At 57.3% G+C, this 25,649-nt stretch carries 27 protein-coding genes and 1 tRNA gene; 19 read left to right on the top strand and 9 right to left on the bottom strand.

Features of this window, described 5'->3' with window-relative positions; all coding sequences use genetic code 11:
• Positions 1–48 precede the first annotated feature (48 nt).
• The 6 genes from AC07W4_RS10915 (at position 49) to AC07W4_RS10890 (ending at position 6,064) form a co-directional block, all read left to right on the top strand.
• Positions 49–1,602: a sugar ABC transporter ATP-binding protein gene (locus AC07W4_RS10915; protein ID WP_495032421.1), complete on the top strand. Its 1,554-nt coding sequence runs from the start codon at positions 49–51 to the stop codon at positions 1,600–1,602.
• Positions 1,599–2,576, top strand: a complete 978-nt coding sequence (locus AC07W4_RS10910) for an ABC transporter permease (protein ID WP_495032420.1) — start codon at positions 1,599–1,601, stop codon at positions 2,574–2,576. The genes AC07W4_RS10915 and AC07W4_RS10910 overlap by 4 nt, the downstream gene beginning before the upstream one ends.
• Before the next feature lie 3 nt (positions 2,577–2,579).
• Positions 2,580–3,599 (top strand): LacI family DNA-binding transcriptional regulator, encoded by a 1,020-nt coding sequence (locus AC07W4_RS10905; RefSeq protein ID WP_495032419.1) that lies wholly within the window; start codon positions 2,580–2,582, stop codon positions 3,597–3,599.
• 74 nt (positions 3,600–3,673) lie between these two features.
• Positions 3,674–4,591, top strand: a complete 918-nt coding sequence (gene rbsK, locus AC07W4_RS10900; protein WP_495032418.1) for a ribokinase — start codon at positions 3,674–3,676, stop codon at positions 4,589–4,591.
• Positions 4,588–4,992, top strand: coding sequence for a D-ribose pyranase (gene rbsD, locus AC07W4_RS10895; RefSeq protein WP_495032417.1), 405 nt, complete (start codon positions 4,588–4,590; stop codon positions 4,990–4,992). The genes rbsK and rbsD overlap by 4 nt, the downstream gene beginning before the upstream one ends.
• A gap of 103 nt (positions 4,993–5,095) precedes the next feature.
• Positions 5,096–6,064, top strand: a complete 969-nt coding sequence (locus AC07W4_RS10890; protein ID WP_495032433.1) for a nucleoside hydrolase — start codon at positions 5,096–5,098, stop codon at positions 6,062–6,064.
• A gap of 21 nt (positions 6,065–6,085) precedes the next feature.
• Here the strand turns inward: AC07W4_RS10890 and AC07W4_RS10885 are convergent, their stop codons facing one another.
• A complete protein-coding gene (locus tag AC07W4_RS10885) occupies positions 6,086–6,298 on the bottom strand; it encodes a hypothetical protein (protein WP_007993387.1) in 213 nt (70 codons plus the stop codon).
• Positions 6,299–6,430: 132 nt separating this feature from the next.
• On the opposite strand from AC07W4_RS10885, the gene AC07W4_RS10880 reads away from it, so the two are divergent.
• Both AC07W4_RS10880 and AC07W4_RS10875 read left to right on the top strand, forming a co-directional pair.
• Positions 6,431–6,736: a hypothetical protein gene (locus AC07W4_RS10880; RefSeq protein ID WP_007975706.1), complete on the top strand. Its 306-nt coding sequence runs from the start codon at positions 6,431–6,433 to the stop codon at positions 6,734–6,736.
• Positions 6,737–6,901: 165 nt separating this feature from the next.
• Positions 6,902–7,222: an I78 family peptidase inhibitor gene (locus AC07W4_RS10875; RefSeq protein ID WP_008047240.1), complete on the top strand. Its 321-nt coding sequence runs from the start codon at positions 6,902–6,904 to the stop codon at positions 7,220–7,222.
• Between the two features lie 70 nt (positions 7,223–7,292).
• On the opposite strand, the gene AC07W4_RS10870 is transcribed toward AC07W4_RS10875, so the two are convergent.
• Together AC07W4_RS10870 and AC07W4_RS10865 are read right to left on the bottom strand one after the other, a co-directional pair.
• Positions 7,293–7,505, bottom strand: a complete 213-nt coding sequence (locus tag AC07W4_RS10870; protein WP_003179963.1) for a cold-shock protein — start codon at positions 7,503–7,505, stop codon at positions 7,293–7,295.
• 292 nt (positions 7,506–7,797) lie between these two features.
• Positions 7,798–8,097, bottom strand: a complete 300-nt coding sequence (locus AC07W4_RS10865; RefSeq protein WP_495032416.1) for a hypothetical protein — start codon at positions 8,095–8,097, stop codon at positions 7,798–7,800.
• 383 nt (positions 8,098–8,480) lie between these two features.
• Here AC07W4_RS10865 and thrS point away from each other — a divergent pair, with 383 nt between their 5' ends.
• From thrS to AC07W4_RS10820, 9 genes are all read left to right on the top strand, one after another.
• Positions 8,481–10,403, top strand: a complete 1,923-nt coding sequence (gene thrS / locus AC07W4_RS10860) for a threonine--tRNA ligase (protein WP_007975710.1) — start codon at positions 8,481–8,483, stop codon at positions 10,401–10,403.
• Positions 10,403–10,954, top strand: coding sequence for a translation initiation factor IF-3 (infC, locus tag AC07W4_RS10855; protein ID WP_172435703.1), 552 nt, complete (start codon positions 10,403–10,405; stop codon positions 10,952–10,954). Before thrS ends, infC begins: the two co-directional genes overlap by 1 nt.
• A 60-nt stretch (positions 10,955–11,014) precedes the next feature.
• Positions 11,015–11,209 carry a 50S ribosomal protein L35 gene (gene rpmI, locus AC07W4_RS10850; protein WP_002553160.1) on the top strand — a complete coding sequence of 65 codons (195 nt, stop codon included), beginning with the start codon at positions 11,015–11,017 and terminating at the stop codon, positions 11,207–11,209.
• Positions 11,210–11,237: 28 nt separating this feature from the next.
• Entirely contained in the window at positions 11,238–11,594 is a 357-nt protein-coding gene (gene rplT / locus AC07W4_RS10845; RefSeq protein ID WP_007905879.1) for a 50S ribosomal protein L20, read from the top strand.
• Between the two features lie 109 nt (positions 11,595–11,703).
• Positions 11,704–12,720, top strand: a complete 1,017-nt coding sequence (gene pheS, locus AC07W4_RS10840) for a phenylalanine--tRNA ligase subunit alpha (protein ID WP_007975711.1) — start codon at positions 11,704–11,706, stop codon at positions 12,718–12,720.
• Between the two features lie 26 nt (positions 12,721–12,746).
• Positions 12,747–15,125 carry a phenylalanine--tRNA ligase subunit beta gene (gene pheT / locus AC07W4_RS10835; RefSeq protein WP_495032415.1) on the top strand — a complete coding sequence of 793 codons (2,379 nt, stop codon included), beginning with the start codon at positions 12,747–12,749 and terminating at the stop codon, positions 15,123–15,125.
• A gap of 3 nt (positions 15,126–15,128) precedes the next feature.
• Positions 15,129–15,431, top strand: coding sequence for an integration host factor subunit alpha (gene ihfA / locus AC07W4_RS10830; protein ID WP_002553164.1), 303 nt, complete (start codon positions 15,129–15,131; stop codon positions 15,429–15,431).
• The gene (locus tag AC07W4_RS10825) at positions 15,412–15,768 is read left to right on the top strand and encodes a MerR family transcriptional regulator (protein WP_003179985.1); all 357 of its coding nucleotides are present in this window, start codon (positions 15,412–15,414) and stop codon (positions 15,766–15,768) included. Before ihfA ends, AC07W4_RS10825 begins: the two co-directional genes overlap by 20 nt.
• An 89-nt stretch (positions 15,769–15,857) precedes the next feature.
• Positions 15,858–15,934 (top strand) — tRNA-Pro (locus AC07W4_RS10820).
• 84 nt (positions 15,935–16,018) lie between these two features.
• Here the strand turns inward: AC07W4_RS10820 and AC07W4_RS10815 are convergent.
• The 6 genes from AC07W4_RS10815 to AC07W4_RS10790 form a co-directional block, all read right to left on the bottom strand.
• Positions 16,019–17,170: a tyrosine-type recombinase/integrase gene (locus AC07W4_RS10815; protein ID WP_495032432.1), complete on the bottom strand. Its 1,152-nt coding sequence runs from the start codon at positions 17,168–17,170 to the stop codon at positions 16,019–16,021.
• On the bottom strand, positions 17,071–17,487 hold the full coding sequence (locus AC07W4_RS10810; RefSeq protein ID WP_224794411.1) for a hypothetical protein: 417 nt from the start codon (positions 17,485–17,487) through the stop codon (positions 17,071–17,073). Before AC07W4_RS10810 ends, AC07W4_RS10815 begins: the two co-directional genes overlap by 100 nt.
• A 44-nt stretch (positions 17,488–17,531) precedes the next feature.
• Positions 17,532–18,110 (bottom strand): hypothetical protein, encoded by a 579-nt coding sequence (locus AC07W4_RS10805; RefSeq protein ID WP_495032414.1) that lies wholly within the window; start codon positions 18,108–18,110, stop codon positions 17,532–17,534.
• Positions 18,088–20,913, bottom strand: a complete 2,826-nt coding sequence (locus AC07W4_RS10800) for a hypothetical protein (protein ID WP_495032413.1) — start codon at positions 20,911–20,913, stop codon at positions 18,088–18,090. Before AC07W4_RS10800 ends, AC07W4_RS10805 begins: the two co-directional genes overlap by 23 nt.
• Entirely contained in the window at positions 20,910–21,179 is a 270-nt protein-coding gene (locus tag AC07W4_RS10795) for a hypothetical protein (RefSeq protein WP_495032412.1), read from the bottom strand. The genes AC07W4_RS10800 and AC07W4_RS10795 overlap by 4 nt, the downstream gene beginning before the upstream one ends.
• Positions 21,180–21,313: 134 nt before the next feature.
• Positions 21,314–21,844 carry a hypothetical protein gene (locus tag AC07W4_RS10790; RefSeq protein WP_495032411.1) on the bottom strand — a complete coding sequence of 177 codons (531 nt, stop codon included), beginning with the start codon at positions 21,842–21,844 and terminating at the stop codon, positions 21,314–21,316.
• A gap of 1,389 nt (positions 21,845–23,233) precedes the next feature.
• Here AC07W4_RS10790 and AC07W4_RS10785 point away from each other — a divergent pair.
• Both AC07W4_RS10785 and AC07W4_RS10780 read left to right on the top strand, forming a co-directional pair.
• Complete coding sequence (locus AC07W4_RS10785; RefSeq protein ID WP_495032410.1) at positions 23,234–23,830, top strand: recombinase family protein; 597 nt, start codon at positions 23,234–23,236, stop codon at positions 23,828–23,830.
• 369 nt (positions 23,831–24,199) lie between these two features.
• Positions 24,200–25,573 carry a phospholipase D-like domain-containing protein gene (locus AC07W4_RS10780; RefSeq protein WP_495032409.1) on the top strand — a complete coding sequence of 458 codons (1,374 nt, stop codon included), beginning with the start codon at positions 24,200–24,202 and terminating at the stop codon, positions 25,571–25,573.
• The last annotated feature ends 76 nt before the right edge of the window (positions 25,574–25,649 follow it).

Here is a 25,649-nt window from a genome sequence, read left to right as displayed (position 1 = left end):
GCGACGTAACGGCGCTCGTCCAGCGGGACGAGCGCATGGAGAGTTTTTATGTCAGTTTGCGCTCCGGACGCTGTCCTTTCGGTCAGCGGTATCGGCAAGACCTACGCCCAACCGGTCCTGGCCGGCATCGACCTGACGCTCATGCGCGGGGAAGTGCTGGCGTTGACCGGCGAGAACGGTGCAGGCAAAAGCACGCTTTCGAAGATTATTGGCGGACTGGTCACGCCGACCACCGGCCAGATGCAGTTTCAGGGGCAGGACTATCGTCCGGGCAGCCGGGCTCAGGCAGAGGCGCTGGGTATCCGCATGGTCATGCAGGAGCTCAATCTGCTGCCGACCCTGTCGGTGGCGGAAAACCTGTTTCTCGACAACCTGCCCGGCAAAGGTGGGTGGATCAGTCGCAAGCAGTTGCGCAAGGCCGCCATCGAGGCCATGGCTCATGTCGGGCTCGACGCCATTGACCCGGACACCCTGGTCGGCGAACTGGGCATCGGCCACCAGCAAATGGTGGAGATCGCCCGCAACCTGATTGGCCATTGTCATGTGTTGATTCTCGATGAGCCGACCGCGATGCTCACCGCTCGCGAAGTCGAAATGCTGTTCGAGCAGATCACCCGCCTGCAGGCGCGCGGGGTATCGATCATCTACATCTCCCATCGCCTCGAAGAGCTGGCGCGAGTCGCGCAGCGCATTGCCGTGTTGCGCGATGGCAACCTGGTCTGCGTCGAGCCGATGGCCAACTACAACAGCGAGCAACTGGTCACCCTGATGGTCGGCCGCGAGCTCGGCGAACACATCGATATGGGCGCGCGCAAGATCGGCGCTCCGGTGCTGACGGTCAAGGGCCTGACCCGTGCCGACAAGGTTCGCGACGTGTCGTTCGAAGTGCGTGCCGGAGAGATTTTCGGGATTTCCGGTTTGATCGGCGCGGGGCGCACCGAGTTGCTGCGCCTGATCTTCGGTGCCGATATCGCCGACAGCGGCACGATTGCCCTGGGGGCGTCGGCGCAGGTCATCAATGTGCGCTCGCCGGTGGATGCGGTCGGGCATGGCATCGCGTTGATCACTGAAGATCGCAAGGGCGAAGGCCTTTTGTTGACGCAGTCGATTGGCGCCAATATCGCCTTGGGCAACATGCCCGGCATCTCCAGCGCGGGCTTTGTCGACAACGATGGCGAAAACGCCCTGGCCCAGCGTCAGATCGACGCCATGCGCATTCGCAGCTCCGGTCCGGCACAGTTGGTGTCCGAGTTGTCCGGCGGCAACCAGCAGAAAGTCGTCATCGGCCGTTGGCTGGAGCGCGATTGCTCAGTGCTGCTGTTCGACGAACCGACCCGCGGCATCGACGTCGGTGCCAAGTTCGATATCTACAACCTGCTCGGCGAATTGACCCGCCAGGGCAAGGCGCTGGTGGTGGTCTCCAGCGACTTGCGCGAGCTGATGCTGATCTGCGACCGGATCGGCGTGCTGTCGGCAGGAAGCCTGATCGATACATTCGATCGCGACAGCTGGACCCAGGATGAGTTGCTCGCCGCTGCTTTCGCCGGCTACCAAAAACGTGATGCGCAGCTCTTTGAAGCCGCGCTTGGGGAACTTCCATGAATACCGCTTCTTACGCCGGCAAACGCAGTGGCAACTTCTACGGCCTGGGCACCTATCTGGGCCTGGCGGGTGCCTTGTTGGCGATGATCGTGCTGTTCTCGGTTCTGAGCAGTCACTTCCTGTCCTACGATACGTTCAGCACCCTGGCCAACCAGATTCCGGACCTGATGGTGCTGGCGGTCGGCATGACCTTTGTGTTGATTATCGGCGGTATCGACCTGTCGGTTGGCTCGGTGCTGGCGCTGGCGGCCTCGACCGTGAGCGTGGCGATTCTTGGCTGGGGCTGGGGCGTGCTGCCGGCGGCGCTGCTGGGCATGGCCGTCGCGGCGCTCGCCGGTACGGTCACCGGCTCGATCACGGTGGCATGGCGTATTCCGTCGTTCATCGTGTCCCTGGGCGTGCTGGAAATGGCGCGCGGGGTGGCGTACCAGATGACCGGTTCACGTACGGCCTACATCGGCGATGCGTTTGCCTGGTTGTCCAACCCGATCGCCTTTGGCATTTCGCCGTCGTTCATCATCGCGTTGTTGATCATTTTCGTCGCCCAGGCCGTGTTGACCCGCACGGTGTTCGGTCGTTACCTGATCGGTATCGGCACCAACGAAGAGGCCGTGCGGCTGGCGGGGATCAATCCGAAGCCATACAAAATCCTGGTCTTCAGCCTGATGGGGTTGCTGGCCGGCATTGCCGCGTTGTTCCAGATTTCTCGCCTGGAAGCCGCCGACCCGAATGCCGGCTCCGGTCTTGAGTTGCAGGTGATCGCAGCGGTCGTGATCGGCGGGACCAGCCTGATGGGCGGGCGCGGTTCGGTGATCAGCACGTTTTTTGGCGTCCTGATCATTTCCGTGCTCGCCGCGGGGCTGGCGCAGATCGGGGCAACCGAGCCGACCAAGCGCATCATTACCGGCGCGGTGATCGTGGTGGCGGTGGTGCTGGATACTTATCGCAGTCAACGCGCAAGCCGGCGGACCTGAGTCATGGCGACCATCAAAGATGTGGCAGCCCTTGCCGGCATTTCCTACACCACGGTTTCCCATGTGGTGAACAAGACCCGCCCGGTCAGTGAAGAAGTCCGGATCAAGGTCGAGGCGGCAATCCAGACTCTCGACTACGTCCCCAGCGCCGTGGCCCGCTCGCTCAAGGCCAAGACCACGGCGACCATCGGCCTGTTGGTCCCCAACAGCCTCAACCCGTATTTCGCCGAACTGGCCCGGGGGATCGAGGATTACTGCGAGCGAAACGGTTACTGCGTCATCCTGTGCAACTCCGACGACAATCCGGACAAGCAGCGCAGCTACCTGCGCGTGCTGCTGGAAAAACGCATCGACGGCCTGATTGTCGCCTCGGCCGGTGGCGACAGTGGCTTGGTGCAAGGCCTGAAAGGCGTCCGCACACCCATGGTGATCGTCGACCGCGGACTGGACGGTGTCGATGCGGACCTGGTGCGCATCGACCATGAATACGGCGCGTATCTGGCGACCCGGCATCTGCTGGAATTGGGGCACCGGGATATCGCCACCATCAGCGGGCCGGAAAACACCAGTGTGGCGCAGATGCGTCTGGCGGGTTATCGCCGGGCCTTGAAGGAGGCGGGCGTCGAAGTCTCTCCCGGGCGCATGCTGGAAAGCGATTTCACCAGCACCGGCGGTTATGGCGCTGCCGCGATTCTGCTGGAAAGCAATCCGCCCAGCGCCATTTTTGCCGCCAACGACATGATCGGCATCGGCGTGCTACGGGCCGCCGCCGAACGCAATATTCGCGTACCGAGCGAGTTGTCGGTGATCGGCTTCGACGATATCCAGATGAGTCGCTATGTCTACCCGTCGCTGACCACGGTCGGGCAATCGATCCTGCAACTCGGCGAAATGGCCGCCGAAGTGCTTTTACGGCGAATCGCCACACCTGGCCTGGTGACCGATCAGCGGATCGTGACGCCGAGCATCGTCGTGCGTGAGTCGACGGCGCCACTGGCCGGCGTGTTTGCCCAGTGCCGTTGAAAACAGAGAGCCGTTGAAACAAAAAGCCGCTGAATCAACAGCGCCGCCGAAACAGACTCGATGAGTAGCAATGTATGTCAGCAAAAGTAGTGGTAATAGGCAGTTTGAACATGGACCTGGTGACCCGGGCACCACGCTTGCCCAAGGGTGGCGAAACGCTGATCGGTCAGTCGTTTACTACCGTCTGCGGCGGCAAGGGCGCCAATCAGGCCGTGGCTGCGGCGCGCCTGGGAGCCCGGGTGTCGATGATCGGCTGCGTGGGCAATGACGCTTATGGTGAGGCGCTGCGCGGGGCGTTGTTGGCCGAGCAGATCGATTGCCAGGCGGTCAGCACCATTGACGATTCCAGTGGCGTGGCGTTGATTGTGGTCGACGACAGCAGTCAGAACACCATCGTGATCGTCCCCGGCGCCAACGGGGCGTTGACCGCTGAAGCCATTGACCGTTTTGATTCGGTGGTGCGCGCGGCGGACGTGCTCATCTGTCAGCTGGAAGTGCCCGATGCTTCTGTTGGCCATGCGCTCAAGCGCGGTCGCGAGCTGGGCAAGACAGTCATCCTCAACCCTGCACCGGTCAGCCGCCCGCTGCCATCGGACTGGTACGCGTCCATCGATTATCTGATTCCCAACGAGAGCGAGGCGTCAGCCCTGAGCGGTCTGTCGGTGGACTCCCTGGACACCGCGCAAGCCGCGGCGACCCGCCTGATTGCACTGGGCGCCGGCAAGGTGATCATCACCCTCGGTGCGCAGGGTTCGCTGTTTGCCGATGGCCAGCGCTTCGAGCATTTTCCCGCGCCCGTGGTAAAGGCTGTCGATACCACGGCGGCCGGCGATACGTTCGTCGGCGGTTTCGCTGCGGCCCTGGCTGCGGGTAAGGATGAGGCGCAGGCGATCCGCTTCGGACAGGTGGCCGCGGCGCTGTCGGTCACCCGTGCCGGCGCGCAACCTTCGATACCCGCCTTGAGCGATGTTCAGGCGTTTAAAACCCCATGAAAAAGACACCCCTGCTCAACATTGCGCTGTCGCGACTGATCGCTTCATTGGGGCATGGCGACTTGGTCGTCATCGGGGATGCGGGGTTGCCGGTTCCTCCAGGTGTTGAATTGATCGACCTGGCCTTGACCCATGGCATTCCGGATTTTGTCAGCACCTTGAAGGTCGTGCTCAGTGAGATGCAGGTTGAAAGCCATGTGCTGGCTCAGGAAATCTTCGATAAAAAGCCGTCGGCCCTGGTCGCGTTGGACGAGCTGAGCGACGAAGGCGCGTTGGGTCGGCGCGAGGTGCTCAGCCATGAACAATTCAAGGTCCTGAGCCGACAAGCCAGAGCGATTGTTCGTACAGGCGAATGCCAGCCGTACTGCAACATTGTACTGGTCGCCGGCGTTACCTTTTGACGGGCTGTCCGCGTTTTGATGTTCCTGGCACAAGGCGTGCGCCCCGTATCGCTATGCTCAGAAACTGCACCCACTGTTCCGGAGTCTGCTGCTTTTGTCCCAGATGACCTCAACCAACGCCCTGGCAGCACCAAAGATCGACCTGATCATCGACACCGATCCAGGGGCTGACGATGTTGTTGCCCTGTTGTTCGCCCTGGCGTCGCCGGAAGAATTGAATGTCCGGGCATTGACCACCGTTGCCGGCAACGTTCGCCTGGACAAGACTTCGCGCAATGCGCGACTGGCCCGGGAGTGGGCGGGGCGCGAAGAGGTTCCGGTCTATGCGGGGGCGCCCAGGCCCCTGATGCGCACACCCGTCTACGCCGAGGACATTCATGGCAAGGAAGGGTTGTCGGGCATTGCCGTGCATGAGCCCAGGAAGGGCCTGGCCAAGGGCAGCGCCATCACCTATCTGATCGATACCCTGAAATCTGCCGAACCCCACAGCATTACCATCGCCATGCTTGGCCCGCAGACCAACCTGGCCCTGGCGCTGATCCAGGAGCCGGGTATCGTTCAGGGCATCAAGGAAGTGGTGGTCATGGGCGGTGCGCACTTCAACGGCGGCAATATCACGCCGGTGGCCGAGTTCAACCTGTTCGCCGACCCGCAAGCGGCCGAAGTGGTGCTCAAGAGCGGCGTGAAGCTGACCTACCTGCCGCTGGATGTGACCCACAAGATCCTTACCAGCGAAGCGCGCCTGCAACAGATTGCCGCTCTGAATAACAACGCCAGCCGATTGGTGAGCGACATTCTCAATGAGTACATCAAGGGCGACATGGAACACTACGGCATTCAGGGTGGCCCGGTGCATGACGCCACGGTTGTCGCTTATCTGCTCAAGCCGCAATTGTTCAGCGGTCGTTCGGTCAATGTGGTTGTCGACAGCCGCGAAGGCCCGACCTTTGGGCAGACCATTGTCGACTGGTATGACGGCTTGAAAGCGCCAAAGAATGCCTTTTGGGTCGAAAGCGGCGATGCCCAGGGCTTCTTCGATCTGCTGACCGAGCGCCTGGCTCGCCTGAAGTAAGCATCATCTCCCGCAGGTGTTTCACTCCCGCCCGCTGACCGCTTCGGCCTTTTGGTCCGACAGATGTTTCTCGAAAATCTGCTCGATAAACGATTGGGCGGCCTCGGTTCCAAGGTCCCTGACCAGAAGGTCGATACCGATAATGGCGAGCTCTTCCGTGCTGCCTGGACTGTAGGAGCTGTGGCCGTCTTGCCACTTGGCCTTGATGTCAGCGTCGATGCTTACGGTGGTCATGATGGCACTCGTGAGGTCGGGGAAGTCTGAGTGCCGAGTTAACCATTTTGCGGGGCTTTTGACACGTCGACTTAGGCATGAAAGGAGGGCTGTGCGACACTTGGTCTCTGACGAATATTCAAGGAACGCGCTGTGCAGATCGATTTGAACTCCCCGGATGGCCTGACCCTCGAGGCAGTGCGTCAGTTGCTGGCCGGCGCCAGTGACGATGAGCACACCCAGTTGCGGGTCACCAAAGGCGGCATTGCCTACATCTCCTCGGGCGTCGTGGGCGGTACCGATATCGACGGGCTGTTGTTCCGGCTCGAAACCTGGGCCAAGGGCTCCGGTTATGTCGGGCGAGTCGCTGCCAGCGATGAAGTCTGGGTCATGCAAATCTTCAATGCCTTGAAAGAGAACTGGCCCAATCCGCCTTACGACTATATCGACGTCTATTGAGCGTCGTTCATATTCAGTCACGATTCAATGATTAAGGGCAGGGCGGCGCTCAGGCAGAATCGCGGCTCGTCCGGATCATGGGCAGGGTGCCAATGCTCCCTGTGAAACCAAACGTCAGTCTGGTTGTCGCACGATCTCAGCTTAATCATTGAATAAGGAGGCTTCATGCCTTGGAAGCTCGCGTCATTGGGTACTTTGTTGGCCGTTGCCACGCTGGCCGGTTGCAGCACTCCCTCTACGGAGTCGGCAACAACGGATGTTGCGACGACTGACACGGGTCACAGTCGCTGTGAGGCAAAGGCTGCCGAGTTCACCATCGGCAAACAGGCATCGCCGCAGCTGCTCGAACAGGCGCGTACCCGGGCAGGGGCGCAAAGCGCGCGGTTCCTGCTGCCAACCGATATGGTGACGCTGGAGTACCGTTCCGATCGCCTGAACCTGAACACCGATGCCAGCCGGGTAGTGACCCGCGTCAACTGCGGCTGATTGCCCGGCTTTTGTTCCGGTCATAAAAAACCCCGTCACATGGACGGGGTTTTTTTAGTGCGCCTGGAAATTACTCTGGGCGAACTTGAGCAGCTTGCATACCCTTTTGGCCTTTCTCAGCCACGAAGGAAACAGTCTGGCCTTCTTTCAGGCTTTTGAAACCGTCGCTTTCGATAGCTTTGAAGTGTACGAACAGGTCGTCACCGCCACCTTGAGGAGTGATGAAGCCGAAGCCTTTTTCATCGTTGAACCATTTAACGGTGCCGGTTTGGCGATTAGACATGGTGTATCTCCAAGAAACATATATTTTCAGTAGTACTGTGCTGCTCAGGCCAACTGGGCACACCCGGGTATCATAGTCGAAATGTTCGGTTTGGGAGCCCCCCGGGCGAGCTGTTTGCTCTGCTATCGCACACTTTTCGTTGGGTCGAATGGCTGAAAGCCCCGGTTTAAGCGGCTTTGCGCCTGAAAATGGGTGATTAAAAAAAGCCATAAAAGCTGCGTAAATTATGTGAATCAGCGGTTTTTTGGCTGGTTTTGGCCTTCGAAACCTTCAAAATTTCTACCTGGGCGCGTTATTTCTTGGCTTTGCACACGGAGATTTCGGTCAGTGCGCGCTGTGCCAATTCGTTTGATGGCGGTGTTTTCGGGTCCATCAGTTGCGCGATCTCTTGCGTGGTGAATTTCTTCTCCAGGACGTCGGCGCCGCACGCGCAGTGCTTCTGTGCTGCGGACGGGTTGATGCTTTTGCTGGCCGCCGCCGAGCAATCTGTCATGTATTTGGCTTTCAGGCCCGCTGGCCAGGCGGCGTGGGCGCTCAGTGGCAGCAGCAGGGCAAGCGGGGCGGCAATGGCAAAAAGACGGGTAAGGCGCATGACAGGAACTCCTTGGGGTCGATATCTGTGGCGATTCTCAGTCAGTTTGAGGCAGCTCGTATATCTCAAGTTCACTTTGCGCCTGAAAAGTGAGGAAATCTTCACGGCCTGAATGCGTGCAAGTCGACAACCGTTCATCTGTGCTAGGATGCCCCGCTCGGGCGTTTGCAGGCTCCGACGGACCTTCAGTCCCGGTAGCGGCAAACGCACGATTAACCCTGATTTGAATCCCAGTCACTCTGGTTCGGTTTTCCGGTTGGCCGCAAGGCTCCTGCCGCTGTAAGGCAGGCGTTCGTCATTGAATGGCCTGGACCGGATCTTGTACTGGCTCATCCCAACCCACGTGACCTTTGGTAGGGGTCACCACTAGGAGAGGAGGCGCCATGCCAACTATTACTCTTCCCGACGGCAGTCAACGTTCATTCGATCACCCGGTTTCCGTAGCCGAGGTCGCCGCATCCATCGGTGCAGGCCTGGCCAAGGCCACCGTTGCCGGCAAGGTCGATGGCAAGCTGGTCGACGCCAGCGACATCATCGACAGCGACGCGTCGCTGCAAATCATCACGCCAAAGGATGAAGAGGGGCTGGAGATCATTCGCCACTCTTGCGCCCACCTGGTTGGCCACGCGGTCAAGCAGTTGTACCCGACCGCCAAAATGGTCATCGGTCCGGTCATCGACGAAGGTTTCTATTACGACATCGCCTTCGAGCGTCCTTTCACTCCGGACGACCTGGCGGCCATCGAGCAGCGCATGCAGCAGCTGATCGAGAAAGATTACGACGTGATCAAGAAAGTCACTCCGCGTGCCGAAGTGATCGAAGTGTTCAAGGCCCGTGGCGAAGACTACAAGTTGCGCCTGGTCGAAGACATGCCGAACGAGCAGGCCATGGGCCTGTACTATCACGAAGAATACGTCGACATGTGCCGCGGTCCGCACGTGCCGAACACCCGCTTCCTGAAATCCTTCAAGCTGACCAAGCTGTCCGGCGCCTACTGGCGCGGCGATGCCAAGAACGAGCAATTGCAGCGCGTCTACGGCACCGCATGGGCGGACAAGAAGCAACTGGCGGCTTACATCCAGCGCATTGAAGAAGCCGAAAAGCGCGACCACCGCAAGATCGGCAAGCGCCTGGGCCTGTTCCACACCCAGGAAGAGTCGCCGGGCATGGTGTTCTGGCACCCGAACGGCTGGACTTTGTACCAGGTGCTCGAGCAGTACATGCGCAAGGTTCAGCGCGACAACGGCTACCTGGAAATCAAGACGCCGCAAGTGGTTGACCGCAGCCTGTGGGAAAAATCCGGGCACTGGGCCAACTACGCCGACAACATGTTCACCACCCAGTCGGAAAACCGCGACTACGCGATCAAGCCAATGAACTGCCCTTGCCACGTGCAGGTGTTCAACCAGGGCCTGAAAAGCTACCGCGAGTTGCCGATGCGCCTGGCCGAATTCGGTGCGTGCCACCGTAACGAGCCATCGGGTGCCCTGCACGGCATCATGCGTGTGCGCGCGTTCACTCAGGACGACGCCCACATCTTCTGCACCGAAGAGCAGATGCAGGCCGAGTCCGCCGCGTTCATCAAGCTGACCATGGACGTCTACGCCGATTTCGGCTTTAAAGATGTCGAGATGAAGCTATCCACTCGTCCGGAAAAACGCGTCGGTTCCGACGAACTTTGGGATCGCGCCGAAGCTGCACTGGCCGCAGCCCTTGATAGCGCGGGCCTGCCGTACGATCTGCAGCCGGGCGAGGGTGCGTTCTACGGTCCGAAGATCGAGTTCTCGCTGAAAGATTGCCTCGGTCGCGTCTGGCAATGTGGTACCCTGCAGCTCGATTTTAACCTGCCTGTCCGTCTGGGAGCCGAATACGTCTCCGAAGACAACAGCCGCAAGCACCCGGTCATGTTGCACCGGGCGATCCTGGGGTCCTTCGAACGTTTCGTCGGGATTCTGATCGAGCACTACGAGGGTGCGTTCCCCGCGTGGCTGGCTCCGACCCAGGCAGTGGTGATGAATATCACTGATAAACAGGCTGATTTTGCCGCCGAAGTGGAAAAAACTCTCAACGAAAGCGGGTTTCGTGCCAAGTCTGACTTGAGAAATGAAAAGATCGGCTTTAAAATCCGCGAGCATACTTTGCTCAAGGTTCCTTATCTCTTGGTTATCGGAGATCGGGAAGTCGAGATGCAGACTGTCGCTGTGCGTACTCGTGAAGGTGCTGACCTGGGCTCGATGCCCGTCGCCCAGTTCGCTGAGTTCCTCGCCCAAGCGGTTTCCCGGCGTGGTCGCCAAGATTCGGAGTAATTATTATTAAGCGTGAAATGAGACAAGATAAACGAACTGCACCGAAAGCCCCGATCAACGAGAATATCTCGGCACGCGAGGTTCGGTTAATTGGGGCTGAAGGTGAACAGCTCGGGATTGTGTCAATCGAAGACGCGCTTCTTAAGGCTGAAGAGGCCAAGCTGGATCTGGTGGAGATTTCCGCCGATGCAGTACCACCTGTTTGCAAACTGATGGACTACGGCAAATCGATCTTCGAAAAGAAGAAGCAGATTGCTGCGGCCAAGAAAAACCAGAAGCAGATTCAGGTTAAAGAAATCAAGTTTCGTCCAGGGACGGAGGAAGGGGATTACCAGGTAAAACTGCGCAACCTGGTACGTTTCCTGAGTGACGGGGACAGGGCCAAGGTATCCTTGCGATTCCGCGGCCGTGAGATGGCCCACCAGGAGCTGGGGATGGAACTCCTCAAGCGAGTTGAAGGTGACTTGCTCGAGTACGGTTCGGTCGAACAGCATCCTAAGATGGAAGGACGCCAGCTGATCATGGTCATCGCCCCGAAAAAGAAGAAGTAATCAACAGGGCACGGCAGGCCTTCTGATTATGTTTATCAACTGAATGCGGAGTATCCGAACATGCCAAAAATGAAGACCAAAAGTGGTGCTGCTAAGCGGTTTCTGAAAACTGCTAACGGTATCAAGCACAAGCACGCTTTCAAGAGCCACATCCTGACCAAAATGTCGACCAAGCGTAAGCGTCAACTGCGCGGTAGCAGCTTGCTGCATCCGTCTGACGTGGCAAAAGTCGAGCGCATGCTGCGCCTTCGTTAATTTTAGTCAAGAATAGAGGAAGTAACTCATGGCTCGTGTAAAGCGTGGCGTCATTGCCCGTAAGCGTCACAAAAAAATTCTGAAACTTGCTAAAGGCTACTACGGCGCACGCTCCCGCGTATTCCGTGTTGCCAAGCAAGCGGTAATCAAGGCAGGCCAATACGCCTACCGTGACCGTCGTCAGAAAAAACGTCAGTTCCGCGCTCTGTGGATCGCTCGTATCAACGCTGGTGCTCGTATCAACGGTCTGTCCTACAGCCGTTTCATCGCCGGCCTGAAAAAAGCGTCCATCGAGATCGACCGTAAGGTTCTGGCTGATCTGGCAGTGAACGAAAAAGCGGCGTTTGCTGCGATTGTCGAGAAAGCTAAAGCCACCTTGGCTTAAGTACCCCCGACAGTCACCCGGCCTCGCATCTGTGGGGTCAGGTGTTAAACGTCATAAATAGGGGAAGAGCCTTCAAGCTCTTCCCCTATTTTGTATCTGGAGTCTGTACATGGAAAACCTGGATGCGCTCGTCTCTCAAGCTCTAGAGGCTGTGCAAAGCGCTGAAGATATCAATGCCCTGGAGCAAATCCGGGTTCACTACCTTGGCAAGAAGGGTGAATTGACTCAGGTGATGAAGACCCTGGGGAATTTGCCGGCAGAAGAGCGCCCGCAGGTCGGTGCGCTGATCAACGTTGCCAAGGAGCGTGTCACAGAGGTCCTTAATGCGCGCAAGGCATTGTTTGAAGAAGCCGATCTGGCTGCCAAACTCTCCGCCGAGTCCATTGACGTGACCCTGCCTGGCCGTGGTCAGACCTCCGGTGGTCTGCATCCGGTTACCCGCACTCTGGAACGCGTCGAACAGTTCTTCACCCGTATTGGCTACGGCATCGCCGAAGGCCCTGAGGTCGAAGACGACTATCACAACTTCGAAGCGCTCAACATCCCAGGCCACCACCCGGCCCGGTCGATGCATGACACCTTCTATTTCAATGCGAACATGCTGTTGCGCACCCATACCTCGCCGGTACAGGTCCGCACCATGGAGTCGAAACAGCCGCCGATCCGCATCGTCTGCCCAGGCCGTGTATACCGCAGCGACTCCGATATCACCCACTCGCCGATGTTCCACCAGGTCGAAGGCCTGCTGATCGATCGCGACATCAATTTCGCCGACCTCAAAGGCACCATCGAAGAGTTCCTGCGGGTGTTCTTCGAAAAGGAACTGGCGGTGCGTTTCCGTCCTTCCTACTTCCCGTTCACCGAGCCATCCGCTGAAGTCGACATGGAATGCGTGATGTGCAGCGGTAAAGGATGCCGCGTCTGCAAGCAGACCGGCTGGCTGGAAGTGATGGGCTGCGGCATGGTTCACCCGAACGTGCTGCGCATGTCCGGGATCGACCCGGAAGAGTTCTCGGGCTTTGCCTTCGGCATGGGCGTAGAGCGTCTGGCCATGCTGCGTTACGGCGTGAACGACTTGCGTCTGTTCTTCGACAACGACTTGCGGTTCCTCGCGCAATTTCGCTAGTCGTAACGAATTCTTAGGAGAGCAGGATGAAATTCAGTGAACAATGGCTGCGTGGCTGGGTTAGCCCGCAGGTAAGTCGCGACGAGCTGGTTGCTCGTCTGTCGATGGCCGGTCTTGAGGTCGATAGCGTTACGCCGGCCGCCGGTGTTTTCAGTGGCGTGGTCGTTGGCGAGGTGCTGAGCACCGAGCAGCACCCGGATGCCGACAAACTGCGCGTGTGCCAGGTCAGCAACGGTTCGGAAACCTTCCAGGTTGTTTGCGGTGCGCCAAACGTGCGCCCGGGCCTGAAGATTCCTTTCGCCATGATCGGCGCCGAGCTGCCAGGCGACTTCAAGATCAAAAAGGCCAAGCTGCGTGGCGTTGAATCCAACGGCATGCTGTGCTCGCAATCCGAGCTGCAGGTCGGTGAAGGTAACGACGGTCTGATGGAGCTGCCGGCCGATGCGCCGGTGGGCAAGGATTTCCGCGTTTACCTGGATCTGGAAGACGCCAGCATCGAGGTCGACCTGACCCCGAACCGTGGCGACTGCCTGTCCCTGGCCGGCCTGGCTCGTGAAGTGGGTGCTTTGTACGCCGCTCCAGTGGTCCGTCCGGTGGTGGCTTCGGTTCCTGCCGCCCACGACGAAGTGCGTTCGGTAGACGTGCTGGCGCCGGCCGCGTGCCCGCGTTATCTGGGTCGTGTGATCCGTAACGTCGACCTGTCCAGGCCTACGCCGCTGTGGATGGTTGAGCGTCTGCGTCGTGCAGATGTGCGCAGCATCGATGCTGCCGTCGACATCACCAACTACGTGATGCTGGAGCTGGGTCAGCCACTGCACGCCTTCGATCTCGCCGAAATCAACGGCGGCATCCGTGTGCGCATGGCCGAAGACGGCGAGAAGCTGGTGCTGCTCGACGGTCAGGAAGTCAGCCTGCGTAGCGATACGCTGGTGATTGCCGACCACTCCCGCGCACTGGCCATCGCCGGCGTCATGGGTGGCGAGCACAGCGGTGTGTCCGCGACCACGCGCGATGTGTTCCTGGAAAGCGCTTTCTTCGACCAGATCGCCGTAGCAGGCAAGGCCCGTTCCTATGGCCTGCACACCGATGCATCCCATCGCTATGAGCGTGGCGTGGACTGGCAACTGGCCCGCGAGGCCATGGAGCGCGCGACTGGCCTGCTGCTGGACATCACCGGTGGTGAAGCGGGTCCGATCATCGAGACCGTCAGCGAACAGCACCTGCCGAAAATTGCTCCGGTCACCCTGCGTGCCCAGCGCATTACCCAGATGCTGGGTATGGAAATGGATTCGGCCGAAGTGGAGCGCCTGCTCAATGCCTTGGGCCTGGCCATTACTGCCGACGGGGCAGGGCAGTGGCGTGTAGAAGTGCCAAGCCATCGCTTCGATATCAGCCTGGAAGTCGACCTGATCGAAGAACTGGCACGGCTGTACGGCTACAACCGTCTGCCGGTTCGTTATCCACAAGCGCGTCTGGCGCCGCAAGCCAAGGCGGAAGCCCGTAGCGACCTGCCTGAACTGCGCCGCCTGCTGGTTGCCCGTGGGTATCAGGAAGCTATTACCTACAGCTTCATCGATCCGAAACAGTTCGAACTGTTTAATCCGGGTGTAGAGCCGTTGCTGCTGGCCAATCCGATTTCCAATGACATGGCTGCCATGCGCTCGTCGCTGTGGCCGGGTCTGGTCAAGGCGCTTCAACACAACCTGAACCGTCAGCAGGATCGCGTGCGTCTGTTCGAAAGCGGCCTGCGTTTCGTTGGTCAGCTTGAAGGATTGAAGCAAGAGCCGATGTTGGCGGGTGTTGTTTGCGGCAGTCGCCTGCCGGAAGGCTGGGCGCAGGGTCGCGATACCGTCGACTTCTTCGACGTCAAGGCTGACGTGGAAGCGGTGCTGGGCTTCGCCGGTGCCCTGGATGCGTTCACTTTCCTGTCGGGCAAGCACCCAGCGCTGCACCCGGGTCAAACCGCGCGCATCGAGCGTGACGGTCGTCTGGTCGGCTTCATTGGCGCGATCCACCCTGAATTGTCGAAAACCCTCGGTCTCGACCGTCCGGTCTTCGTCTTCGAGTTGGTTCTGGCGGAAGTGGCGTCGGGCAAAATGCCTGAATTCCACGAGTTATCGCGCTTTCCTGAGGTGCGTCGTGACCTTGCACTGATTGCGCATAAAGATGTTGCAGCCACGGCTGTACTGGACGTAATCCGTGAAAATGCAGGCGAATGGCTGACAGACCTCAGGCTATTTGACGTGTATCAGGGTAAAGGCATTGATCCTGATAGAAAAAGCCTCGCAGTCGGCTTGACCTGGCAGCATCCATCGCGCACTCTTAATGACGATGAGGTGAATACCGCAACGCAAAACATCCTCACCTCGCTCGAACAAAGGTTGAACGCCACGTTAAGGAAGTGACGTATGGGGGCTCTGACGAAAGCTGAGATGGCGGAACGTCTGTATGAAGAGCTGGGCCTGAATAAACGGGAGGCCAAGGAATTGGTCGAACTGTTTTTTGAAGAAATCAGGCACGCTCTTGAAGACAACGAACAAGTCAAATTGTCCGGTTTCGGCAATTTTGACCTTCGGGACAAACGCCAGCGGCCTGGCCGCAATCCGAAAACGGGGGAAGAAATCCCGATCACGGCTCGCCGTGTGGTCACCTTTCGTCCAGGGCAGAAGTTGAAGGCCCGAGTTGAGGCTTATGCTGGAACCAAGTCATAACGACGAGCTCCCCGTCATCCCGGGCAAACGCTACTTCACCATTGGTGAAGTCAGCGAGCTGTGTGCGGTAAAACCACACGTGCTGCGCTACTGGGAGCAGGAGTTTCCTCAACTCAACCCTGTCAAACGCCGCGGAAACCGCCGGTATTATCAGCGCCAGGACGTGCTGATGATCCGGCAGATCCGCGCGCTTCTTTACGATCAGGGGTTCACCATCGGCGGAGCGCGTCTACGCTTGTCCGGTGATGAGGCCAAAGACGACACCACCCAATACAAGCAAATGATCCGCCAGATGATCGCCGAGCTCGAAGATGTTCTGGTGGTACTCAAGAAATAAATTCTCGCTTTTAAATACTTCCAGTTTTCAAAAGCTTGCGATATATTCTTGAGCGTTCCTCGAGGTGAGGAACAGGTTTCACGCCTAGTCGGGGCGTAGCGCAGTCCGGTAGCGCACTAGCATGGGGTGCTAGGGGTCGAGTGTTCGAATCACTCCGTCCCGACCATATTTTTCAACGACTTAGCCGCCTTTTGGTGGCTTTTTCGTTTCTGCGCTAGTGACATTCCGAGTGACCCTAGGGGTTTTACCGCTATACCTGCCTCCTTTTCAGGATCGTCAGCGCTGGTGCGCGTGAGTCGGTTGCTGATACCTTATTTGCCGCTGCAATCAGTTGATCCAGCTCCGCTGTCGAGTAGTGGCTGGTGATGCTGCCGTTCTTGTGCCCGAGCAAAGCTTTCCGGTCTTCCTCCGTCACACCAGCGGCACGCAAGCGCCTACCGAAAGAATGCTTGAGGTCGTGGATGCGGATTCGCAAAAATCCGTCATGCGCTGGACTCAAGTACTTTTCCTGCCACTTCTTCGCCGCCCTGATCCGCGCCTTCTTCCAGGCTGAGTCATTCATGCGGTGCACGGTCGTTTCATTCCCTTCGCCATCTGGCTTGCCAAACGGAAACACGAACAGCGGGTGCTTGCCTCGTTGCTTTTCGATGACCGACTTGGCCACGTCATTCAGCACCACCAAGCGCTCATCGCCGTTCTTCACTCCCGCCCGTGCGCTCCTACCGCCAAAATTGGCCGGTATCAGGAACACGCTCGTCGCCAGTTCTGGCACGGCAATCTCCCAATCCCACTGAAGTTTGCACACCTCCTGCTCCCTGCATCCCGTGTTGACCTTGAACATCGCCATGGTTTGCAGATGAGCGGGCAGTTCGGCGAACAGGATCGACTGCTCTTCCCACGAAAGCGGGTAGGGCTTGCGACAGGTCGTCTTCTCATCCAGCAGTGAGATCATTGGCACTACGTCCAGCCAAGGCCGGCGCTCATCATCCCGCCATTTCCGTGCACACAGGTTCAGCACCCTAATCACCCGCTGAAGGGCGATATTCACCGTCCTGTTCGTTACCGGCTTTCCGATCTCCGGTGCCAGCTTCGAGCGAATGTAAGACGCCAGGCTGTTGTCGTCGACGTGCGTAATCGGCAGGTGACCTATAAACGGGTCTAGCTGCGCCATATAAGTTGCTGATATATGAATCGAAGCTTGATCCTTCACCTCAAGCAGGAACTTGATGGAAGCCTCCCGCCATGTCCGCACCTTCCTGACGCCATAGACCTTCTGTTGCCGCAACTTCTCCAGCATGTGGATCAGGTACTGCTCGGCTTCTGCCCGGTCACAAGTGCCAGTACTCTCTTGAATTCGCTCTCCTCGGTATTTTTTGTCGATTTTCCAGATGCCGTTCGGCATTTTTTGGAGGCCTGTAATTGCTTTTTGGGCCATGGTTCTGCTCCTTTGGCTTCCACATGGCGCTCGCTGCGAGGCCGATTGTTGTCCTGATTCGCCACCTTTTCAACTGACTTGCTTGCGATCCAGGCATCCGCCCACTCGTCGAGCTCGATCCGGTCGAACGCAACGCCCTGAGTGCCGATGGGAAACTCGCGAACATTGGGGCGCACGGACTTGTTGAATTCGTCCCGACACATGCCGAGGTAGCCGTAGGCGTGCTTGAGGCGGATAAAGCGCGGGGGAGGGGCTGAAACTTGGGCTGCACTGTTATTGGCCATGTGCGTCTTGCTCCATACCGCGCGTGGCGGCAGAAGGGGGGGAGTTAGGCGGTTACTTTGGCTATGGCGGCATCTGCAATCTTCATTGCGCCTTGCGCGTCGTTCACGTAGGCCGGATCGAAACCGCCAGCCAGATGAATGGTCCCTTGGCACGCACGGAGATATTCACGGTTGAGTTTCAGTGCCTGGGCCAACTCCTCGTTCTGGACGCCGTACTCGATCGCCAAGGCGCGAAGGCGTTTCGCCTCTGCCTGTTGCTCAAGCGCCATCTCTTCGAAGTATTCGTCTGGCTCCCAAGGGGGCGGGATCTCGGCTTTCCAGCCACGCCAAAACTCGACACTCTCGCCCTGCTCAAGCATTTTGGCCTTCAGAGCGCAACATGATTGACCGCTGCGTGGAGGGCTTACCCATGCAGATGTAATGTGGGGCAGCCCCCACCGTTGGTATTGATTTCCCACTGCCCGGTTCATGGGGCGGTCCGTACCATTGGTTATGCATGCAGAGGCTTGGCTTTTGCACTTTGGACTTAACGGTTTCTTATCCAGCTGCACGAACGGGGTCAACGCCGGATAACGATCAATGCCGACGCGCTGGAAGTATTCAGCTAAAGGTGGCGTTTGCATTCGTACCTCCCTGACCGAGCAGGCTGATGTCGATGTTCTTTTCCTGCAGCAGTTGCAGCGACAGGAACAACATCGGGCGCCCTCCACCCATACCGGAATACGGTTCGTACTTCACAAAATAGGGTTCTTCGATGATCAACTTCACGAACTGCGCGCCGCTGCTGATCACCGGCGGGCTGCGTTCATCTACGTTGCAATATCGGGTGTAGCTGGCGTGGGCAAGGACTGGGTCGAGAATCAGGTGCTCGGACGTTACGCTGTAGTGCAGGCCCTCGGTCAGGTACACATTGCCTTGGCCCGCCTCATCGGCACTGCGCGATATGGCCACGATGATCGCGATCTTTTCCAGCACCAAGTCGATCTCGCTCTGTACATAACCGTCGCCGTCCTCGGCATATCGCTCAATTAAGACCTTGATCACCATGTCCAACACAAGCATCGCGTTGAACAGGTGCAGTTGCCCACAAATATCCATGAGCATCCACAGACCCACCAAGACCACCTGCTGCGAATAGCGCGGCCGGTCGTCCATGTTTTCCGGAAGTAGCTGCGAGGCTTTTTCCATCAGTTGCTTAATGTCCCCCGGTGATGTGGTCAGGGCGGTGGACATGATCGCTTTGCCTAGTTTGCGCAAGTGTTCGCAGCCCTCAGTAGCCAGTCGGAAGTGTTCCCGGCAGTGACTTCGTTTGAGTTTGGTCAGATGGACGCGAATGCTGCGCTCCTGCAACGCCGGCATCTCAATCTCTTGTTCTGAAATGACAATCACCGGCGCCGACAATGGGATGGCGATGGCTTCTGCACTGGTACGACCCATGACGTGCCCTCCCAACCGACCTTTCAGGATCGCCTCCCCGTTCCATGCCTGCTTGATGTGTTCGCACACGCCCTTGTAAGCCTTACTGGTCATCTTGCTTTTGTTGAGCTCTTCGACGATGCGAGGAACCGTTGTGGTGCAGGATAGGTATTCGAGCATCCCGTAGGGCGAGGTCGACGGGGCGCTGACCCCGGCGTCTTTCTGCATATAATCGGTGCCATTGAGCGAGGTGATCAGACCCGCGGCCTTCGACTTGCCGGAGCCGGCACTGCCCCACAACCAGAGAGACGGGAACTGGCTATATTGGTGCATGAAGTGGGTCTTGAAGTGCGCCGCGATGCACCAGCCCACCATCAGGCCAATCTCGTACTTCTGGGTGATTTTGAGCAGGTGGACCAGTGCCTGATCTACGTGCTGATCTTCCTTCTCACACATGCTGGTGTGGGCGAAGTAGGGACGGGCCAGCAGATTGCCAAGGAACTGGTGGGTGCCACGCACCTTGACCGTGTTCACCGACATATCAGGTTCAACATAAGTGAACAGGGGAATGTCATCGACGAAATCTAGGTGGACCCCGGCGGTGTAGACCTGGAAAATTTCTCCCACGTCTTGGTCCTCTCGATAAACCGTTACTTTGACCCGCTGCACGTCGAGGTCGGAGCCCTGAAACGTCAGGTCGGTGATTCCCTCAAGCTCCCGCAGAAAGGCTGAGCGGCTGGAGAACGCCGGCTCTTTGAAAATGATCTTGCCCAGCGTCTCGCCGCCCTTCATCACGTTCATGCGGGTGCCGATGCGGCGCGGGCTGGTGCCGTCATGCGGCACGTCAATGAACACGTCAATCGGCTGCAGGGTGAAGTTGCTGATGCGGCGCTTGCTGTCACCCACTCGGATGTAATACCCATCCGGCTCGGCCACCGCGCTCAGGTCGGCGTCGGGGTCACCCTCCTTGTTGACCCCGGCCTCGATCGCGCAACATTCGCAGGGGCGCTTGCTCAGCAGGGCACGGATCGCATTGCAGCCGAAGCTGAACGTCGGGGTGTGTTCGACATAGCGAATCTGCGCTTCGATGTGATCGCGGCGTAGCTTCGGCGTGGCGTACTTGCTGCTCTTGGCGCTACTGGCCAGGCGTGCGGCCAGGCTTTCGGCCACTGTCTGCGACACCCCGGCACGCACGATGTAGGTGGCCAGCTGGGTGGCGGCCTGGTTGTAGGACGCATCCGCCTTCAGCGATTCGCTGTCGCAGATCATCTGGATGCAGGCCGGGACCGGTTCGCGGATGGCTTCCATGTCCGCCGAGGAAGCGATGATCACCAACTTGGGTTTGGCGTTGACGCGCTTCTTGGCCTCTTCGAACAGCGCCATCAGCTCGTGCACCCGCCCCTGTGGGGCGTCAACCTTCGCCTGCCGAGGCGCCTGGACCAACTCGCGGTACTGCTCGACGGTCAGCTCAGCCAGCTCATCCGGGGTCACGGGCACCCGGTACTTGCCGTCATGGCGCTGCAGATTGACGATGCGAAAGCTATTGCCTCGGCCGCTGCTGTACACCGAGAAGTCGACGCCAATGACGAACAGGTCGCGGGCCATCTCCTTGTAAATTTCCGGCAGCCGCAGGGTGAAACGCTTGCTCGTGAACAGCAATTCGCTGACCAGAATGTGCAGGCCCTTGCTGCCCGACAGGTAGATCTCGATGCAGCTTTTCGGCACGCCCATGCGGATTAGTTTGCCGAGCAGCTCCTGGCCGCTGCTGATGGCCTGGCCGAGGTCATCCTTGCAGTCGATGTCGAAGTACAGCGGGCCCCGGTAGCCAATCTTGTCGCGGTTGCGCGGCAGTTCGGCCTCGGTACCATCGTTGACCATCTCGTTCAGGGCGAGGATGGTGAGCTTCTTCGCGCCCTGCGCCTTGGCCAACTCGACCGGGTCTTCTTCGGGGCGGCAGGACAGGAGGAACCACGCATCGTGCTCAGATCGCTGATAATAGTGATACATCATCCCCTCGCTGACTTGTTGTTGGTTTTGCGACTAATAGGTAACTCCAGCAGCAGGCGATCGATTGCCTTGGCTGTTACTCTCCGGTGCCGAGCAGAAGTGCAATTGGAGAACCAGCCATGCACGGTACTGAGCGAGTAGCCGGTGAGATGAGCAAGCTTCAGCTGAGTCAAGCCATGAACTCTGGCCATCCTGCGAATTAGAGCCAAACGTCTTTCGGCGGTCAGACGCTGCCCATAAGTTGTGTATTGATTCTTATTAGTTTTCATTGGACGCTCCGATGGTCCCCCCCAAAAAAACAGGGGGGTGATATAGGAAGGCGGAAGGAGAGGAATAGGCCCGGACTAGTCCGGTACTAGTGCCACCCTCTTTTGGGGTGGTCACTCATGACCAGACCTACAATTTAAGTAGAAGCGAGGTCCTGATCCCCTGCCTGAAAAAAATCTCCCGACGCAGCGATTACGGGCGTTTCAGACTGCATGAAGCTATACCGGATACCGCGCTGTTCGGCTTCCTTTGCCATGTTTTTAGCCACAGCAAGGAATGGCTGAATGGTTCTCATTACCCTGTCGGTGATGCGTTGCAAAACTAGGGGGCGATTTTGATTTGGATAGCGCTGTCCGTTTTCGTCGTACACTGGACGGAACAAGCGGTAGTCGCATTCTTTCACTCCCCGAGCTTCGAGAATCTTGCGGAGGTTGCTGGTGGATGGGCGATTTGGCAGCGCTACCATCAACAGGTCTCCCGGCTCTGCTTGGTTGTAACTCAGTGCCAGAGCGTCGTAGAGCAGGGTGGCGGGCTGGTGCTGGAAATCTCGAGCACCGACTACCATGGTCAAGCGTTCGTAGCTGAGAGTGCCAGTTTTGACGACCTTGATAGCAATATCGTCAGCAACCCAAGCGGGCTTTTTAGCGGATGCGTTATTGGTATCCATACGCCTAGCTCCTATCAGTTATTTGTGTTTGCTTGCGCTATCAGCGAGTAATTTGAGTATTAACCAACTCTTGATTTTCGTATGAAAAAAAATGTGAGAGCCCCGTAATCACTGGGCTTCAGGGGGGTAGGGGTAGTACAAATCGGCGGGCTGCATGGCTCATTTAGCCATGATCTCGGCAAGATGGAGGTTGGTGATTGATTCTCATTTCTCTGCTCGGATTATCCTGCAAAACGAGGGCGTTTTTGCTTGGGTAACGCTGACCTTTTTTTGTCGAAAGCTGGGGGCACGCTATATGGGCGAGCTGTGCCCATAAAAAGCCAAGGTGCGTTGAGAGACCGCTGTACGCTCCGCATCAAACTCTGAAACTCGCGAACACTTGGTCTTTTGCTGGTACTGGGCATCCCTGGCTAACTTGTTCGGAGTTTTCTTAAGCGTTCCAGCCCGTTTTGGTAGTATTTGTCTTTTTGAGCTCGAACTTTCGTCTCTCTAAATCTATTGTTGTTAAGTGTTTCAATGCACATATTTTTATCGTGGCTGATAGTCACCTAGGTGATTGCATAGTTAGCTACTATTTGTCTCGCGATATTGTTCGTTAGTGTGCTTGCTTTAAGTGTGGATCAAGGTGGGGTAAGCGTATCTTTCGTAAGTAAGGTGTTATTGGTAGTTGTGGTTTTTTAATTTTGCGTGGTTTTTGAGGATTGTACTCAGTACCGCTGGGGTTTTGTGGTTGGTGAGTATGGTGATGGGGTCTAATGTTGTTCCTTCAGATAAACGGTATTGAAAAAGTCGTGGGTGGGGTTGTTGGTTGGCATGGTGTTGATGATTTACTTGATGTTTGGTTGGTGGTTTTATTTATCTCAAAATAATATAGTGAGTAATTAAATATTTATTTTATGTTGTTATGGTTGTGCTTAAATGTTTTTGTGGGTGGCTGCTTTCTTGGCGTATTAGTTGTCTAAAGCAGAAAGGTGTGCGCTCGGAAAAGTGCGTGACACTGTAACGTGAGTCGGTTTGTGTTGGCGGCTAGTTTGTTGCTCTTTCCAAAGGCCTGGACAGTTGTTTGGATTGCCCTAGATGGATCGTTCACGAAAACTATCTGCAACGCCGCGCCTAAATAGCAGCCAATACAACCCGTTCGCGTGGTGTGCCCATCGATGTGCAGTTACTGACGGAAAAGGTCGCGAAGAGTGCGGCAACTTGGGCGCGCCAATCGCCTGGGCATTGGCGCACTGCCTGCTAGTGCGACAGGAAGCGCTAGACAATCTACAAATAGAGCCGGCCCCTGTGATAGCAGACGAAACCCTACCTAAACCTCTCATATAAATGGGTTAATTTATTTGGGAGGTGCGCTATCACAGAGCCTTAAACATATGTGGGAGAAAACCCATGGATATAGGCTATGCACGTACTTCAACCATCGAACAAGAGGCTGGCTTTGAGTCCCAGTTGCGCGAATTGGAACGATGTGGCTGTGAAAAAATATTTAAAGAGCAGGTGTCGTCCGTGGCCCAGCGCGTCCAGCTGGAAGCGGCCATTGAGTTTGCCCGCGTGGGGGATACCTTTGTGGTCACTAAGCTCGACCGGCTGGCCCGCTCGATCACCGACCTGCTGCAGACACTGCACCGATTGGAACTGAAGAAGGTTGAGGTCAAGATTCTCAATCTGGGATTGGATACCAGCACGCCCACCGGCAAGTTAATCCTGACCGTGTTGGGTGGGATTGCTCAGTTTGAGCGGGAAATGATGCTGGAGCGGCAGCGCGAGGGGATCGACAAAGCGCAGAAGGCCGGCAAGTACAAGGGGCGTAAGCCAATCCACGAAGAAAAACGCGCGGCCATACTGCGCTTGGCGGGCGAGGGCGTGACTAAGGTCGAGATTGCCAAGCAGCTTGGTGTCGGGCAGGCCACGGTTTACCGTGAACTGGCCCTTTACCGAACCGCATCCCAGGCCCGGACAGGCGACCCATTCACGCTAGAACTATGAAGGTGTCAATTCGGGTTTTTCCGTTATGTACAAGCGTCTCCCCATACTATTGGAGGCCTTGTGCCCACCCGCACGACATTGGTCCGAGCGTACTTGCGGGCCGCCACCTCGGAACAGGACATTGAGCGAAGCCGGTAATCGCTCGAAGCGTTTCGGGCCTCTTAGGAAGCATACCAGCAGGCCCGGCGTTGTGTTCACGGAAAATGGGATGGCAGTCGTTTTCAGGTATTGCTGGGGTCTAGGGGCTGGTTTGCAGCCAGTGACGGAGCCTCCAGTGTGCGTACTGCATAGCCACTGATCACACTGGCGCTCTTCTCCAAAACCAGCCAGTCTAGTCGTATGTTCGGGAGCCCTCGAAGGTACGAATGCATGCAGTTTAGGACCGACATCGCCCCTCAGTGGCGGAGCAATTGCCGGAAGTCAAAGACTCCACTCATCATTCTCTCCCCCTACATCACAGGGGATAAAGCATTTTCTTTGGTTAAGGGAAGGCTAGATTCGCGGATATACACGTTGTTTGACGCCAGCGTTTTCGCCTCGGGGTCATCGGAAATTGAATCAATCGCCAAATTAGTTCAAGAAGGATATCAGGTGTTCCACCTGAGGAACCTTCATGCCAAGGTCGTAATGGATGGAGACAGTTTCGCCACGCTTGGCAGTCAGAACCTGACCAGCCGAGGCAGCAAGCTGAACCGAGAGTTAAGCGGGTGCATCTTGGGTGAAAAAGACCAGGAAACGGTGCGAGCCCTCGTTGAGCCCTGGCTCAGCGAGGCCAAGAAGATCTCGCCCGAAATGGTCAAGGACATGATCAAGGCGCTGCCTGACCTCAGGAAAGCCTATCGTGATTTCAGTGACGCCTGTGACCATCGTCAGCACGAAATTGAGGCCAACGAGCTTGAGCGCCCGCTGAAAGCCCAGCAGAAAGCAGAAGCGAAACGTCAGAGTGCGCTGCGCAAAATTGGAATCCGAGTGAGGAATTCAGTCGGAAACGCCCCCAGATCAACAACAGTGAAGCATGGGAAGGTTTGGCAAGATGACGTCAACCTCAGCCCAACCCTGAAAATCAACAAAGGGGGTGGTCTTGACCAGTGGGACCTGGGGGATACGCTTGTCAATGTAGAAGGTACAGATCTGTTTGTAGCCTATCAGAAAGGTACAGAACTGTTCGTCTATCAGAAAAGAATTAAGGGTGTTCGCCCTGGGCAGCGTTATCTTTGCGTGCTGCCGACAGGCGTGTTTGGCTGGGCGCGAGTTGCAAAGACTCGCATCACGAAAATCGGCAGAGCTGTCAACTTAGGAAATCACGTGCTTCCGGCGTTTCCTTCTCTCAAGGTTGCGCTCTCAGCTGTCCCACGAGTCCTTGAAGAATTGCCGACGGCGAGCGCCAACCTAGCAGTTCAGTTATGGGATGGCGATAGAAAAATGTGCACAGTCCCCATGGAATTTGACGTGAGCTCAATAAGGGCGTTCAAGCCTATTGCTCACCGGCCAAGCTCTAATGGCACGAGTCGCCCCACAAGAAACTCCCCGATGACCATTCAGTTCATGAAGTGGCTGAAGGAGAACAAGCAGGTATTTGAGGATCTGATTTGGAATCAGGTTGTTCAAGACTTCGTATATTCCGATGGAAGCAAGCTTGCGGGTATCAATGCGAACAAATTCTTTGGGCCGATTGGTACATGCTGTCGATTGGAGCTCGTGACTGTCAGGGGTCACCACATCTTCGACGTGACACCACTCTGATCGCTGGGCGATTCAGGGTGAAACGGCCGTTTTTTCCCGCGCCAACAACCTCCCAAGGCTCCGATTGCCTACAGGG

The organism is Pseudomonas sp. GW821-FHT02A08 (assembly GCF_059422045.1).
Note: the sequence above shows the minus strand (reverse complement) of the source record. Positions and strands in the feature narration are given on the sequence as shown.

Excerpts from the sequence above, each read along its gene's own strand:
- AC07W4_RS10915 (WP_495032421.1), top strand. The coding sequence starts at position 49 with ATGTCAGTTTGCGCTCCGGACGCTGTCCTTTCGGTCAGCGGTATCGGC.
- AC07W4_RS10910 (WP_495032420.1), top strand. The coding sequence starts at position 1,599 with ATGAATACCGCTTCTTACGCCGGCAAACGCAGTGGCAACTTCTACGGC.
- AC07W4_RS10905 (WP_495032419.1), top strand. The coding sequence starts at position 2,580 with ATGGCGACCATCAAAGATGTGGCAGCCCTTGCCGGCATTTCCTACACC.
- rbsK (WP_495032418.1), top strand. The coding sequence starts at position 3,674 with ATGTCAGCAAAAGTAGTGGTAATAGGCAGTTTGAACATGGACCTGGTG.
- rbsD (WP_495032417.1), top strand. The coding sequence starts at position 4,588 with ATGAAAAAGACACCCCTGCTCAACATTGCGCTGTCGCGACTGATCGCT.
- AC07W4_RS10890 (WP_495032433.1), top strand. The coding sequence starts at position 5,096 with ATGACCTCAACCAACGCCCTGGCAGCACCAAAGATCGACCTGATCATC.
- AC07W4_RS10885 (WP_007993387.1), bottom strand. The coding sequence starts at position 6,298 with ATGACCACCGTAAGCATCGACGCTGACATCAAGGCCAAGTGGCAAGAC.
- AC07W4_RS10875 (WP_008047240.1), top strand. The coding sequence starts at position 6,902 with ATGCCTTGGAAGCTCGCGTCATTGGGTACTTTGTTGGCCGTTGCCACG.
- AC07W4_RS10870 (WP_003179963.1), bottom strand. The coding sequence starts at position 7,505 with ATGTCTAATCGCCAAACCGGCACCGTTAAATGGTTCAACGATGAAAAA.
- AC07W4_RS10865 (WP_495032416.1), bottom strand. The coding sequence starts at position 8,097 with ATGCGCCTTACCCGTCTTTTTGCCATTGCCGCCCCGCTTGCCCTGCTG.
- thrS (WP_007975710.1), top strand. The coding sequence starts at position 8,481 with ATGCCAACTATTACTCTTCCCGACGGCAGTCAACGTTCATTCGATCAC.
- rpmI (WP_002553160.1), top strand. The coding sequence starts at position 11,015 with ATGCCAAAAATGAAGACCAAAAGTGGTGCTGCTAAGCGGTTTCTGAAA.
- rplT (WP_007905879.1), top strand. The coding sequence starts at position 11,238 with ATGGCTCGTGTAAAGCGTGGCGTCATTGCCCGTAAGCGTCACAAAAAA.
- pheS (WP_007975711.1), top strand. The coding sequence starts at position 11,704 with ATGGAAAACCTGGATGCGCTCGTCTCTCAAGCTCTAGAGGCTGTGCAA.
- pheT (WP_495032415.1), top strand. The coding sequence starts at position 12,747 with ATGAAATTCAGTGAACAATGGCTGCGTGGCTGGGTTAGCCCGCAGGTA.
- ihfA (WP_002553164.1), top strand. The coding sequence starts at position 15,129 with ATGGGGGCTCTGACGAAAGCTGAGATGGCGGAACGTCTGTATGAAGAG.
- AC07W4_RS10825 (WP_003179985.1), top strand. The coding sequence starts at position 15,412 with ATGCTGGAACCAAGTCATAACGACGAGCTCCCCGTCATCCCGGGCAAA.
- AC07W4_RS10815 (WP_495032432.1), bottom strand. The coding sequence starts at position 17,170 with ATGCCGAACGGCATCTGGAAAATCGACAAAAAATACCGAGGAGAGCGA.
- AC07W4_RS10810 (WP_224794411.1), bottom strand. The coding sequence starts at position 17,487 with ATGGCCAATAACAGTGCAGCCCAAGTTTCAGCCCCTCCCCCGCGCTTT.
- AC07W4_RS10805 (WP_495032414.1), bottom strand. The coding sequence starts at position 18,110 with ATGCAAACGCCACCTTTAGCTGAATACTTCCAGCGCGTCGGCATTGAT.
- AC07W4_RS10800 (WP_495032413.1), bottom strand. The coding sequence starts at position 20,913 with ATGATGTATCACTATTATCAGCGATCTGAGCACGATGCGTGGTTCCTC.
- AC07W4_RS10795 (WP_495032412.1), bottom strand. The coding sequence starts at position 21,179 with ATGAAAACTAATAAGAATCAATACACAACTTATGGGCAGCGTCTGACC.
- AC07W4_RS10790 (WP_495032411.1), bottom strand. The coding sequence starts at position 21,844 with ATGGATACCAATAACGCATCCGCTAAAAAGCCCGCTTGGGTTGCTGAC.
- AC07W4_RS10785 (WP_495032410.1), top strand. The coding sequence starts at position 23,234 with ATGGATATAGGCTATGCACGTACTTCAACCATCGAACAAGAGGCTGGC.
- AC07W4_RS10780 (WP_495032409.1), top strand. The coding sequence starts at position 24,200 with ATGCAGTTTAGGACCGACATCGCCCCTCAGTGGCGGAGCAATTGCCGG.